This window comes from Desulfuromusa ferrireducens, assembly GCF_055389805.1.
In genome coordinates this window covers 1657396-1673215 of the sequence record NZ_AP042415.1, presented here as the reverse complement: position 1 = coordinate 1673215, position 15820 = coordinate 1657396, and the positions used below count along the sequence as shown (strand labels likewise).

Sequence of the window (15820 nt, the reverse complement as noted above, 5' to 3'; positions counted from 1 at the left end):
ACTTCTTCATCGTACCCTCCTTCGGATTGAGTTAAAAGTTATTGTCTGATATTCAAGCGGTTCCAGCCACTGGTGGCGCCATCCTTCCGGTGACAGGTGGTCTGTGCTCGTAGCGCCCAAGAGGTACTTGCGGTCGCCCCGACAACACCTGAATTTGCATTTGCCTGCCAGGTCGCCGATTTATAATCGAGACAGTTGGTCACCAACAAGGCCGGCAAACCGGTCGCGTGCGGGCTGTGGCACTTGGAGCAGGTAAAGTCGTGCGCCCGGCCACCGCCGCTGGCGTTGGTGCCGATCGATGCGGCGTCGGTCATGGAGGTATTACCGGAATACCAGATGCCATATTCGGTTCCCTGGTTAGTAACATCACCGATGGTTCCGCCATACCAGCCGGTATTCTTGTGCGCATAGTAGGTGCCCTGGTTGGAATCACCCAAATTGTTACGCCAAGGGGCATTGCTCTTTGGTGAACCGGCGGCATTGTTGCCCCAATTGGTGAAGTTGATGCCGTCCTGACCGCTCATGAACAGAGAGGTGCCACCACGTCGACCATCAAAGATATTCCGCGCGTTGGTGTGGGTCGCACCTTCGGCCCCGAGGGTGGCATTGGCGTGACCATTCGGCTGCCCGGAGCGCCACATGGTGGTATTGGTGTAGGTCGCCTTACCGGTGAAACTGGCGGCGTTGGGATAGTAGTCCATATTGTTGATGTCGCTGCCGTGACAAAGGGTACAGATCCCGGCAGTCTCTTCCAGACTATCGTAATCCGGGTCTTGTGTCGGCCAGTTACTGTTCTGGTCAATAAAGAAACCACCTTTGTTCTGGATATCCTTATGGGAGAACAACCGTGGCTTGGCCGTTCCGAACGAACCGCCCGCGCTGCGGAAACGTTGACCGTAAGTGGTGCTTGGCTGGCCAGGTCCGCCCGTTGTCGGGTAACTGTAGGTCGTAATCGGCGGCAGATCCGGGGCGTAGGGGTTACCCATCCAACTGCCACGCAGATAAGGGCGACCGGTTTGAGCTTCGTTGACCCCGGTATTGACATCAGCGAATGCCTTATTCAGATCGTGGACATCGTGACAATAGCTGCAGCGGATATCCGCGGAACCTTCCTGGTTGGCTGCGGTCACGTTACCGCTCCCATCAACCGCTGTCGCCACACTGGAAACCTGGCTACCGGCGGTAAAGTTGACCGAGTGGACCGAGGTGATCTGTCGGCTCAGCAGGTAGTCAGGGTTAGTTCCGGTGCTATGCTGGTAGGCATCGCGACGGTAATAGCCGGTACCGCTGGAGTTGACCCACTTGCTGGTCGCGGTCGTCCAATTTGAATTCTCATACAGGTAGCCATAGTTAAACGACTTGGTGCCGTCACCGGCCCAGTAGGTATGACCGGTGTAGCTGGTAGTCTGCGGCGCAATGTTCTGATAGGGGTAGTTGGCGCCGTTACTATCGGCGTTATAGCCCCACTCGTTAACTTCACTATCGGTGCCGTGGCAATTCCAGCAGATATCCGCCTCAGTCGTTCCAGAGGTGCTGGCACCGCCCAAATGAATGCCGCCGGTGACCGGGAACTGCAAGCCAAGTTTATAGGCCATGTTATCGGTTTCGGTGACGCCGGTGGTGCCAGGGTTATCCCAATTGGTCGGCGGTTCAGGAACTTCCACACCACCCTCATGGTACGGGTGACACTTCTTGCACTGGGTATCCCAGTTGGTGTTGGTGGTGATCGATTCGCCTTTAGTGACTTTTAGGTGTGAACCGAAGCCGTTGCTCGAGTAGAGACCGTTGCCTTCGCTATCAGGATCGACCACGGTTGGCCCAAGGTACGGCGCCATATGACAGGCCTCACAGGTGAGTTTGCTGGTAGAGCCCCAATCACCCGGGGTGCTGGCTTCGTGACAGAGACTGGTACAGGTCTGGGTAGCGACATCGTAGGTCATACCGCCGAAGTCAACGAAGTCACTCGGATCGACCGGCGAGACGCCACCGGAGGCACCGATATGACCCGGATGAGCGCCGGTGTTGGAGCTACCGCCGTGGCAGCTTTCACACTTGTTGATGAAAGTATTGATCATAGTGGTACTGATCCCCGGTGCCGGATCGACGTGCTCATTGTGATTACCGGTGTTCGGCGCCGAATTGACCAAGCTGCCGTTATCAGTACCGTTGTTGTGACAGGTGGTACAGGTCGAAGGCGCAGAGTTCCAGGCCGGGGTTTCGGTGCCGTAATGACAGGCGACGTTGGTGCAGGTGCCATAACCGCCGTTGTAAAGATCGCTCGGGGCGAACTTGCCGGTTTCGCCGAAGACCACACCTTTATACTTGGCCGGGGTGCCGCTGTCGTCACTCGGTGCGCCGGTTAAGTCCCAACCGACACTGCCGTTGACATGGCCGTTGGCGCCAGGCAATGGATTGGTGGTGCCATCACCGTGACAAACGGTACAGGCCTGACCCATCTGGCCGACGTGGGTGGTATGGCTGTAGCCCGGCGGGGTGTTGCTGGCGCTGGTGCCGTGGCAGCTGTTACAGGTGATATTACCGTTCCACTGCGGGTTGGTGCCGCCCATGGTGTCGGTACCGCCGTGACAATAGATGGTTTCGCAGGTCAGAGTACCCTGCCCGGCCGGGGTGATGACGCCTTCGTACGAGACTCCATCCTGCCCGGTGTAGTTGCCATTGGTCGCCGGGATATAATCGATATCGCCGCCCACACGGGCGAAGACATCGAAGTTATGGTTGATATCCTGCTGGCCAGCGACTTCCTTCGGCATTTCGCCGACCACCCGCCAGCCATCGTGACAATATTCACAGGGGTAGTTCAGCACCTTAACGTGCTTGTAATGGGTGCCCGGAGTCGACGAGCCGGTCACTGCCGGGATATCGGCCAGGCCGGTCGGCCCGCCAATCGTGGAATCAGTCGGCGGATTACCGTGACAACCGGTACAGCTGGCGGTGAAGCCGAGACTGTGGCGGTGACAATCGGTGCAATCACGACCGGTGAAGTGATTGAGAGCAGTCTGGGCCACCAGTGGTCCGCCAGCATCTGGATCGGCTTCAGTATCGTAACGATGGTAGATGGTGGCCGAGTGACAAACTTCGCAGGCGCGGGTCGTACCGGTACGGCCGACGCCGACCTTGGTATCGGCAGCGTGCAGATCAGTGCCGCCAGGATCGTCGTCGCCCCAGTCATCGGAGTTTTCAGTCAGATCCTGCATGATCACCGGCAGGCTGGTCAGCCCGCTGGTGCCCCAAGTGGCATCAGCGGAATCGGCCGGCATATTGATGAGATTCCTCATCCATTTGACGTTCGGACCACCCTTTTCGTGGCAGGTCAGGCAGTCGAAGTTACCGTACTTGGAACCACCATTAGTAACGGTGTCGCTGGTTCCCCAGTTGCCTTGAGTCACGGTATTGCCGTCGCCATCGACGCTGCCACCCCACTTGGCCGAGTTGGTGGTCACACTGTTGTGGCTGATCGGCGAGACCAAAAACACCTTGGTCGTGGCAGTGTCAATATTGGAGCCACTGACGCTGGTCGCGCTCACTTGAGTATCGTTGGTGTTCCACTCGGTGGCGGCACTTTGGGCGGTGACCGCCATTTCGATAACCGCCGACTGACGACCTGCCAAGGTCACGGTCGCCGACTGTTTATCACCGGCCACGGTCACCCCAGCACTGGTAATCGTGCTCGGATCGTTGAAGAAAGAGGCATCGAAATCGACCGAGTTATCATCGCTGTCCTTGGTGATGGTCAGGGTCGAAGCTCCGCAGTTAAAGCTGTCTTCGTTACGCACGGTAATGGTGTAAGGAACAGCACGCCCAGCGCCGACATAGTTGATGTCCTGATTAAAGCTGATACTCGGTGCGTTAAAGACACAAGCGTTGTCGATCTCGATGGTATTGATCGCAGCAACGCTGTTGCCACAATCGGGATCAACACCACTGACCTCGAAGATAACCGATTCCGGCGTCGTCGTGCCGTAAGCACGGCTGTCCCAGGCGGTCGGGTCACCGACCACATTGCCGTCAACCTTGTAGGTGAGGCCATTGGAAACAACATCGCCAGTAGAACTGACAAACAGTTGCGTCAAGTCAACAGCTGCGCCGCCGGTCGACTGGCCAGTGAGGATGGTCAAGGATGAAGGATCGGGATCGCTACAGCTGTTGTCGACATTAATAACGCCAGTATCGGTGATACTACTGCCGCCACAATCGGGATCGACACCGGTCACTTTAAAGGTTGCGGTACTAGCATTGCCATCGGAAACCAAGGCGTAGCTGTTCCAGGGGTTGAGCACGGTAAGACCGTTGATCTGATAGCTAAAGGTACCGACATTACCGGTATGTGAGTAAATCGTATTCAAACTGGCCGAACTACCGCCAATGGTTTGACCGGAGCTGACCGAAATCGTCGACGGGGTCGCGTCGGTGCAGCTGTTGTAGTAGAAGGTGCTGGTTTCCGGATCGGTGACGCCGGTACAACTGATAGCTAGGCCATAGTTGCCATCGCTCCAACCGGTCGTATCAATCGACTCGGAACCACCCGAAGTCGCGGTCCAGGTTTCATTCATGCCGCTGATACCAGCCGGCAGATACATGAAATTGTCGAACAGCGCATTGGTATCGGTGCCATTGACATGCGAAGTCAGCGCCAGACCAACGTTGACGGTGCCCGACATATTGACGGTGTCGCTACCGACCAACACCCAGTCGCTGCCGTTAGTTGAATAGTAAGCGAAGAAGCTGTTGCCGGAACGCTTTAAGCGCAACCACTTGGGCACTGACTGGCCGGCGGCAACAGTACTGGTTGATGTCCCGCCACTGAGAACGCGGCGCTGGAATGTGATCCCGTTCCCCGGCGTAATCAAAATCGCCGCATTCGGGCTATTGGCCGCCAAACTCTGGCGCACCATGATGCCGCCCTTGGCCCAGTTATTGGTGTTCTGGATCGAATCAACCTTAACATCGATAGTGAAACTACCGGCCTTGCCGCCTTGATAGAGGTAGGTAAAGACATCGCTGTTGCCCCAGATATCGCCACCGCCGCCGTAGAGGCGTAACTGCTGGCTGACCAGCAACGGAGCTGCGGCTGGATCGCCACCGATATCTGTTTTGGACCATTTGCTGTCGAGGGCAAAACCATTGAAACCATCGCTTTCCAGTCCCAGGGCCCGGTAGCTACAGGTGGCCAGGGCCTGATCGGTATCAAACAGCTGGGAGGCATCAATCGGGTTGCCGTTGATGCTCTGCCCTTCCGGGATATAGATCCAGCCGGAGCCGCCACCGCCGCCACCCGGAGCGCCACCACCGCTGCTGTCGATACAGGTCGGATCGATGGTCTTAACCGGATGCCCATCCAGATCAGCGGTGGTGGTGGTCTGGTCGTTATCACCGCTGAAAATGCCCCCTGCTGACGGATCGGCATTAGCATCGAGCCGGCCGATAAAGAAGGCGTCGGTTTTCTGCCCGTTTTCACGCGGCCAGAGATTGAGTGTGTGAGCGCCTTCGGAGATGGTTGTACAGTTGGCACCATTCTGGCGATCACTGTCCCAGGCCCACTGGTTGTCGGCGGTCTGGGTAATGGCACCAACGACACTGCCATCAATCCCCCAGAAGCTGGAATCACCACCACCGTTCCCAGCGCCATCGAGGGCCCGGATCCAGATACAGTAGGTGCCACCGTGGCCACTCGGGAAATTGACCGGGTAGTCGGCCCGCGCACCGTTCGGTGCAGCGCCAGTTCCGCCGACGGTGGTACTCAGGTAACCACCGGAGGAGGGATCGCCGCTGGCGTCATTAAGTGGCGAGACCACCTCGATCCAGTTCCAGGGACTGGCTGCACCGATATTGGTGTAGTTTTCCGCTTCGATATAGGTTCCGGCGGCATCGATATCAAAATCGCAGGAAGCTGGCAGGGTAATATCAATCGCCTGACTGACGAAGCTGGAGAGATTGTCGGCAGCATCCTTGGCCCAAGCTTTAAAGGTACGGGTACCGTCGGTGGACGCAACTATGGTGAATTCAGGAGCGGCCAGCCAGCGGGAATCGTTCGCACCAGTCGGATCGGCATCGATGCCAACTTCGGTAAGCATAAATCCGGTGACGCCGGTATTGTTGCTGGCGCCACCGGTGGTATCTGCGGCCGAAAAGGAATTAACATTAAAGGTCAACGAACTGGCCGTTGCCGGCAGAACAAAGGTCACTACCGGTGCGCTACCATCGACCTTAACGGTTGAATTGTAGGTTGCCGCCGTGGAAACGTTGCCGGCGGTATCTTTGGTCCAGGCGTAGAAGGTGGTCGCACCATTGGTGCCACTGGTGACCGTTGCCGGTGGCAATGTCAACCAGCCGGCATCGCCGGAACCGGGGACAGTTGCACTCTCGTTGATCATGAAACCGGTGACCACACCGCTGTTATCGGTGGCGCTGAAACTCACTACCGGGACCGGCGAGAAATCGGAGTCGGCCATGACAAAGGCGGTAACGATCGGCGCATCGACATCGGCCGACACGGTCACGGTGGCGTTGAGACTGGTGGAAACGTTGCCCGCAGCATCCTTGCCCCACGCATAGAAGGTGATTGCTCCAGTGCTCGCAGTGGTAATCAGTGTTGGTTTGGTCGCCTGCCAACCGGCATCATCCACTGCCGGTGCGGTATTATCTTCGGTAATCATGTAACCGGTGACAGCGACATCATCGTTGACGTTGAAGGCGTAAACCGAGATCGGCGAAACCGACGTGACTGGCAGTATGAAAGCACTGACCACCGGTGCGCTGTTGTCGACATAGAAGGTGAAGGTGCCGATATCGGTCAGTGGGGTGCTGCAATTATCGGTACCGGCGATATCAAGCCGTAAAAGACTGGCATCAGGCCAAGCCGGTGAAGTGGTATCGGCGACTGCGGCAGCAACGGCGTTAGCAGCATTCAGATAAGTCGTACCAGCACGGCCAGGCCCGTAAACCCGAACCTCATCGAGGGCGATATCACCCAAAAAGCCGGTACCGTAGTTAAATTTGAAGCGGACCTCGATACTTCCGCTGATATAGCCAAGGCCATCCAGGTCGACGGTCTGAGTGCGCCACACGTCACCCAGATTACCGCCGGCGCTCCAGACATCAAGCCAGCCGCCACCGTCCTGTTGCACCTGTAGAATCAATGCCCCGGTCGCCTTGATGTCAGCACCGTTCATGTTGTAGTTAAACTCGACCCGCATTTCATTATTATCGGCATTGAAGGGGCCGGTGTGCGTCAAGTAGCGGATCGTGTCAGTCCCGGTTGAAGCATCGAAATAAACGAACGAACCGGTCGGTGAGGTGCCGGGACCGGTTCCTTCAGTGCGCGAGCTGATCCCGGTCCACAAATCACGATTTGCCGGTGGATTGCTGGCGTTATTGCTAGTCCAGCTTGTCCAGCCCTTGGGATCTCCACCTGAAAATGATTCAATTTCGCTGAAATCTGCGGCCAATTGGCTACTGACCGTATAACTGGAGACGGTGGCAGCATTATCGGTGACGATCGAGGTCAAATCGACGATCGAACCGGAGAGGGTCTGTCCGCCGTTGATTTCAATCGGACCGGTAGAGGGCGCACAGTTACCGGTGGTCAGATTCTCGGTGTTGGAAATCGCGCTTTCGCAGCCGACACCATTATTGTAACCGCGCACGGTATAGTCGTAGTTGGTACTGACAGCCACCGTATAATCGGTATAGGCACCGACAATACTGGTCCCGATCAGAGAACCATCACGATAGATATTATAGTAATCGTTATTGATCCCGTCGTAAGTCCAGGTCATATCGACCCGCCCGCCGTGCGGGGCATTGGCAACCAGATCGGACGGGGCTGTCGCGGCGCACTGAACTTCCTGCAGAGAAACAGCAACCAAAGCGGTCCGACTGCTTGAGGCACCAAAGGTGGTGGAAATTGCTAACGGCGTTGCCGCTGTGGTCGCGGTCCGCTCATCAACAATCCCGGTGTGCGAGTTTCCGCCGACACCGACGTTGACCTGATTGCTAAAACCACTCGAAGGGGTTGAAGTGCCCGAGGCTTGATTGAAAGAGGCAACATAGACAGACTTGTTGTTGGCCGCATTATTCAAGCTACCGGTAATAGTTGCAGAACCGGAGTTATTGGTATCAAAAGCAGCGACGGCATTGGTCTGTTCGACGTTCTGATAGGTGCCCGCAGCCAGCATATAGCCGTTATTGACATTGGAGTTGACGACGATACTGCTCCCCGAGGCGTTGGCAATACAGGTTTCGTTACAATAGCCAAGCCAGGCGATATTTGAATAACCGGCGCCACGCACAGCCGAACCGATTGGCGTTACCAACTGGCCACCATAGGTCACCGAACTGACCGATGCCGCCTGATTGGTCACCTCGGTGGTCACCGCAACCAGCACAACCCGGTCAGTACCCGCCCCTGGAGTATAGGAAAGGTTTGAAGATAATGCCGAACTCCAACTCCCGACCCGCTCAACAACCGCATGGGCCGGAGCAGTCAAGCCGAGCAAGATCAGCAGGCTGATTGCCATCAGCACAAACATTTTTTGCAGCACGGCAACCTTATCTCTGGTCATTTCCTGCTCACAGGCACGCGCGACACTCACTCGACAAACCCTGGCTTCGCGAAATTTATTCATTACACATCCTCTATAGCTAGCCGATCATTATTTTGATCAACCCAAAACGCACAACCTAATCGGTCAATAAAGTAATTTTACAGCCGAATCACACTGTTTACTCCGTGACAACATTACCTTGAGGGTAATATTTCTCACATAGTTGAGCATACCACTCAAGCTACAAAGATTAGGTGCAAAAAATGAACCATCCCTAACTATATAGTTTTTAGTGCAGTCGCTTTTTATTGGCAAACCTTGTCCGTGTTTTCGAGAAATTGCCCGGCCATATCGCTGAAGGACAGCAAAGACCCAGAAGATACAGTATAACCGCTTTCAAACGCTTGAGAAGTCCACCCAAGGGAAAAGGATCCAGAGGCGCAGAGGGCAGACAACCAGCCATTGCCCGGCCGACGCTGCATCCTTGTTAGGAACCGATAAATTGAACTTTGCCACGGCCTGAAGGTTGCGAACAAAAAAATGGCCCGGGCAGCCCGAGCCATTTCACTCTCCCCCGCTCCCCCCCGGATGATAATCCGAGGATGAGTGGGGTATTTTTCTATTAAAGATTCTGCCTACTTCGGCAGACGGGTATGGCAGTCGATACACATGATACTGCCAGCACCCCAAGCAGCCGGGACCTTATCGACCCGGTTCTCTTCCCAAAGGTGACAGGAGGTGGTGCAGGTTTTGTCCACCGAATTCCAAGTACTCAGACTGTCAAGGGTACCTGGCTGCTCGTCGTAGGAAGTCCCGTCGACGGCTTTGTACCCGCTGATACGGGTCCAGTTGTTGCTGATTTCGGTGACATCGGCCAGGTCATCACGCAGCTGAGCTTTGGAGCGAACCTTCTGGTTGAAGAAGGTGACCTGAACGGGCGTACCACTGTTCGGCTGTACGTGCTTGGTCTTGTCGGCAATCGTCATGCTCCCCTTGAGCGGAGCCTTGGTGCCGTCGTGACAGGTGGCACAAGTGCTGTTCTGGTCGTTGAAGTAGTTAGTGACCGTCGACCAGTGGCAGACATTACAGGTCATGACCGTCGAAGTTGACGTGACATCATCTACGAGCCTACCACCATGACCACGGATTTCGTCTTTGTCGACGTAAGTCAACCCAGTCGGAACCGTATCGGCATCCAGCACCGGCATGAAGCCTGACAGACCCGAGTAAACGGCATCGTAATGGAAACCGACTTCGTGCTCGTGGTGTGCGTTGCTGGTCGGTGAGTTGGCGTGACAATTGGCACAAGGATCGCCGCCGGCAATCGGCCAGCCGGTCGCCCAGTCCGGATCCTGAACCGGCGCACCACCTTGCCCATCATGGTGACAGTCGTTGGTGGAACAGTCCTTGGTCACACTGCCACTCCAGTTGACAACCGTCACATCCACATCACCATCAATATGGTTACCAATGATCGTGCCGTGGCAAAGGCCGCAATCGAAACGGTACTCACTGCTGGTCGATTGGTTGGCGGTGCCGGAGGTATAAGTCGTCGCCCCGTTGGTGCCGGTGTGAGCAGCATGAGAATAGCCTATGTTGCCACCCGAGCCGTCTCCGTGACAAAGAGTACAATCATCAGTTGCGGTTTGAGCACGATTCCAAGCTGGAGTCGGCTTATTGGCGCCAAGCCCATTGGTGTGACACAAGGAAGTGTTGCAGCTACCGAAAGCTCCGCCATCGGTGATCGCGGTGGTGGCGCTGTAAGTGATACCGGTCTTAAAACTAACCGCGCCGTTTAGGTGATCAGAACTGCTAAGCCCCTCATTGGTATGACAGACAGTACAAGAGTAGGCAGATGCCGTAAACTGCTCGGTGCCACCCGATCCGATCGGGAAGGCCGCCTTGGTATGAGTAAGGTGATTGTTAGTCGAAACCGGATAACCGTGACACTCGCCGCAGAAACCCACAACAGTCCCGACGCTCCAGCTATAGTCCAGCTTAAGCGGATTCCCCATGTTACCGTCGTTGTGGCACTCATTGACGCCACAACTGCCAGTCCCGGAATTATAGGTAAAGGTCCGGCTACCACCACCGACGGCAAAGGTGCCATCCATGTGACCGGTCGACGGAGCGGTCTGAGTAACAGTGTCAGCCCAGATGGGCGTTCCGGCATGGCAGTTAGAGCAGGCAAAACCCCACGAGCCGGCAATATGCATCACATGCGATTTCGTATCTGCGGGGACATCAACATGACACATGACACAGTTACTGGTGTCGGCATCGTACCAACCGTAGCTACCGTCAGCTGTCAATTGATTGTTGTGGCAATCGGTGGTTCCACAGGTATCCGCTCCGGCATTATAAACCGCCCCAACATCGCTACCAGCGTTGGTCGGAACCGCTTGCCAGTATTGCTTAGCGTTGCTGCGGAAAACATCTGCATCGCCGCCAGTCGAGGCGTGATCGGCATCAGAAAGATCATGACAGTAGCTACAGAGTACGCGCTGCTTTTCATCACCGGAACCATTCCCGGTTACCGCGATTAACTGCACGGTTGTCTCGCCATAAACTTTGGCGGCAAGCACTTCTATATGCTTCTGGTGGCGGCCGTTATCGTTGAAGTCAGTGAGGACATCTGCCGTTGCCGTAATGTTTCCGGCATCTTGCGGCCAGTATTCACCCGCAGCATCACCATGACAGCTATCACAGCTGGCCTTGAAAGCCGGGTCAGCGCCGTGCGGGTGACAGACGATACAATTGGCCCCTGCGTTGTGCGTTGCGTTGGCGTCTTCGGTATCCTGATCGAAGAAGTTGACTTCTGACGAAGCGTGACAAGTCTGGCAGACGCCGGTGAAGCCAGCATTGCTGTACTTGGTACGATCGGTCCGGTCGGTAAAGCCGGCAACCGGCTGAGTGCCCGGAGCGGGAGTGGCGCCACCAACACTGGCCTTAACCATGGCATCGAAACTGTCCTGACCGTGCGGGTCGTGACAGGTGACGCAGTAGAGACCGTCGGTTGAGCCGCCAAGCGGGGTATTGCCATCACCGAAGTGGGCGTTCATCGCGCCGATGGTGGTGTGACAATCATTACAGTAATCGTTGCGCTGTACGACCACACTGTAATCTTTATTAGTATTCGGGCTGTTATCGAGCCGGTTCTGTCCCAAGCCACCACTGATGTGTGCGGAGGCTTCAGCATGACAGGCGGCGCAGCCCTGGTTCGGCTTGCTGCTGTTGACACCGGCGCTTCTGCCGTGGCCCCAGGAGGTGTAAGCGCTACCGGCGCGCGCAGGTGCGGTGATGCCGCCGATGACGGCAGCCGTATAATCGCCGTGGCAGGAACCGCAGGTCACCGGAGTCGCCGTGGTCCAGTAGTCTTTGGCCAGATTCGCTGCGGTGTTGCCGCCATGACAGAGATCGCAGCTATCGACCGCATCGTTGCCGACCAGACCGAGCTGACCGCTGACCACCCCGTATGGCGCCGGGGCATTGGCGACATTATTGAAGGATACGGTACCGTTGATGTGGGTCGCCATGCTGGCCATACTGGTGTTGTTGGCGTTGGAGAGGTGACAGCCAGAGCAGTTGGTCCCCAGATTCGGTCCCTGGGTTCCGCTCAGATGAACGGTATGATCGCCGCTGGTCGGCGTTGCGGCGTGACAGATCCCACAGGCGCTACCACCAGCAGTGCCCCAGGTATAGGCGGGCGTAGCGGCCCCTTTACCATTTTCGTGACAGGCGTTAATGCCGCAGCTACCGAAGGTGCTGCCGGTCGGCAAACTGCCGCCGTAGGTCAGACTGACGGTGCCGCCCATATCGAAGGTGCCGTCGATATGCTTAGTGGCCGGCACGGTCTTGGTGCTCCAGTTGGTTGCGGCATCGTGACAGCTGGCGCAGTTGATGGTCACGCCGTAGAGAGTTGCGGCACCGGTATGGGCAGCATGGGTTGCACCGGTCGTACCGGCGGTCGTCACGTTGATATCGTTGTGGCAGAGGATACAGCCCGGATTATTGGCATTATTATGCCAGCCGTAGACGTTGTCCACCGTGGTCTTGTTATTGTGGCAGGCGACGGTGGCACAGGTGTCGGCGACATTGTTGTAAACAGCATTAGCATCGGCGGTGCCGTTGAGGAACTTGGCATGGCGAACGAGATCGGAGTCGACAAAGACATCGGCATCAAGGCTACCGACCAAACCGTGGTCACCATCGTTGCTGGTTCCGGCGTGACAATACTCACAGATCGCTTTCTGCTGGGTATCAGTAGCTACATCCGCCAACAGATCGGCGATGTTGCCGTAGCCGAGTTGTTGACTGATGGCCAGAACGTGCACATCGTGCTCACCGACTTCGTCATTGGCGGTCGGAATGCTGCCGCCGCTACCGAACGGCCAGTATTGACCGGTCCCGGAATCACCGTGACAACCGTCACAGCTGGCCTTAAAGGCCGGGGTGGTGGTGTGTGGGTGACAGCTGATACAGACTCCGCTGCCGCCATGACTGGTGTTGGCGGTGGTGCGGTTAAAGTTGTTCACTTCGTTCGGGTCGTGACAGGTCTGGCAGACGCCTTCGCCGACATCGACAGTATTGTAATACGTGGCCCGGTCAGTCTTGTCGGTGAAGCCGGTCACCGTGCGGCCATTGATCGTCATCCGCAGCATGGCATCGAGATTGGCCGCCTTCTTGTCCTGCTGGCCATGCGGATCGTGACAGATGACACAATTATTACCGTCGGTACTGAGATTGGTTGCCTCTCCGGTGGAGTTATCGTTGCCAAAATGATTGTCTTCGCCACTGTGACAGAGCGAACAGAACGGCTTGGAGTCGGCAGGATTGTAGGTCACACCGACGGGGGAGAGCAAGCGGTTGGTGTCGCCCAGCGCACCAAGGTGGTTATTGTCGTCGCCAGTAGAGTGACAGCTTGTACACATCTGGGGCGTATTCAATTTAGTACCGTGACCGGCCGCATCATAATTGTTCTTCGGCGGAGCAGCAGCGTTGATCGTCGCAATCACGTCACCGGTATGACAGGTTTTACAGGAAACCGATCCCGGAGTGGCCCAGATCGGTTGAGCATCGTTGCCGGTTCCGCCAAAGACTGAACCGTGACAGGGATCACAAACGGTGGCCATGTAATCGGCCTTTAAGTCCTTAACACCGTTAACGTGGGCCGAGTTCGCTTGACCAGCGCTGCCATCGTGGGTGTGGCAGGAATTACAGGCCAGTTGCGGGCCGCTGAGATCAAACACGTGTGCTCTGTGCGCGCCGCCGAGCAGATTGACCGTATCGCCGGAGGCAACCTGGTGACAGGTCCCGCAAGCACCGGTGGTATCGGTATTCCAGGCCGGGGCCACTTTGTTCGTACCATTACTGTGGCAGTAGATACCGCAAGTAAAGTCATCGGTCCCGTAAGAGGTTCCGCTAAAAGTAACGCCCGTAACAGTGGAGGAATCAAACGCCACATCCGCAGTGCCATTAACGTGAACGCCATTGATGGAACCGCTGGCGGCCAGAGTTGTCGCATTGGTGGCGGTATCGCTGTGACAGACTTGACAGCTGTAACCCTTGGCCAGGTGAGCGTCATGCACCTGCGAGTTACTGCGAGTGTCCATGCTGTCGGCATCGTTACCATGGCAGATATCACAGGCGTTGGTCACGGCGCCACCTTCCCAGAAATCGGGATTGCTGGCCGTCGGTACCGCACCGAGCGGACCGCCATTACTGTGACAATAAACGCTGGCACAGGTCCCTCGTTCAGCAGCATCAGATGGTGCCCCCGAGACATAAGTCGGGGCATTGGCATCGATCAGTCGGCCATCACCATTGAAAATAGTATTGCTGGTGGAGATAAAAACATCGTCGTAGTTACCATCAATATGATTATTACCAGCATGGCAAGAGCTACAACTAAAGGTGTATTCTATGTCACCGGCATGCAATCTGTGCAGAGTCGTGCTCTCATCTTTAGCGTAGGTCTTGCTGTCATAGCCTGCCGCAAAACCATTCGGTGTCGCGGGATCAGCATACTCACTATTTGCACTTGGCGGGTAACCATGACAGGTATTACAGCCGCCGGAGGCCGTCCAACTGCCGTTGGTATCGCTATGACTGTGGCAAGCACTGCAATCCCAGCTCGGGACGTGGCCAGAAACAGCAGCGGCTGAATCGTGACATTTAAAGCAGTAATCCCAAAGTCGCTGTTTCGGGTCGTCGGCAATCTTGAGAACCAACCCGCTGACAGTCCCGCTGGCGCTGTCCTTCGGCAGATAGGTGGTAATTGAGGAACGCAGCATGTAGTTATTCATCGTCCCAGATGCTTCCAGGTGGGCACCATGACAGACCAGACAACCGATCTGGTTTGTCCGACCAGTCCCGTGATCCTGGTACTTGTGGCAGGCCTGACAGAGACTGACACCGTCAACATCCGCCTGGTCGAAGCTTGCCCCGTTGCCTTTGAGGATCTTGCCGTCGCTGACATTCAACACTTGACCAGCACCATCGGTGGTACTGGAATCGGAATCGGTAAAGTGCACCCCATGACAACTGAGGCAATCGACCCCAAAGGTTCCATTTAAAGTAACCTCGCCGAGGGTCGCATTGAGGGCCGCAAGATTATTGTATTTGAGTACATTGTCGGCAGCGATGGTTAGATAATCCACAACCATCGGGTGGACGTTGAGCGGATCACCGCCTTCAGAGCGTGCAGGAACAGTCGCCCAGGTGACATGACAGTCATTGCACATGGTGACTTCGCTGCCTGCCCCAAGTTTCAACAACTTGGGATCGGTATCGTAACCATGTGGATTATGACAGCGAGCACAGGTCACGTTTCTCCCGGAGTAATTCGAGCGGCCGTAAAAACGCCTGTTCGAAGGTGCCGTAGCGCCAGCCGCCGGGTTGTCATCTGCGGATGCCCAGTTATGCGAAGTTTCATCGCCGGGGGTGCCACCTGCTGTCGTCAGTGAACCCAGGGCATCACTTGAGTCACCCGTTGCGAAGGTAGAATCACTGATGCCATTGGTAAAGCCACCGCCCCTCATCAGCACAAATTCGGTCCCGACCATGCCAGCGGTATGACAGTCCAGACAGACAATGTTACCGACCGTAGCTAACGACGCACCCGCCTTATGACAATTGGCGCAGGCGAAATCGTGAACCTTACGGGCCATTCCCAAGGACGGAAAGCTCAGCAACAGGATCAGCGCCAGCAGTGGTAACATTATTTTTAGTTTCATCAGTAAACTCCCAATGATCAC

At 56.1% G+C, this 15820-nt stretch carries 2 protein-coding genes; both read right to left on the bottom strand.

Annotation, left to right across the window (positions count from 1 at the left end; genetic code table 11):
• Positions 1–38 precede the first annotated feature (38 nt).
• Positions 39–8645 (bottom strand): CxxxxCH/CxxCH domain c-type cytochrome, encoded by an 8607-nt coding sequence (locus ACZ5PT_RS07520; protein ID WP_464266196.1) that lies wholly within the window; start codon positions 8643–8645, stop codon positions 39–41.
• 554 nt (positions 8646–9199) lie between these two features.
• Positions 9200–15799 carry a CxxxxCH/CxxCH domain c-type cytochrome gene (locus ACZ5PT_RS07515; RefSeq protein WP_464266195.1) on the bottom strand — a complete coding sequence of 2200 codons (6600 nt, stop codon included), beginning with the start codon at positions 15797–15799 and terminating at the stop codon, positions 9200–9202.
• Between the last annotated feature and the right edge of the window lie 21 nt (positions 15800–15820).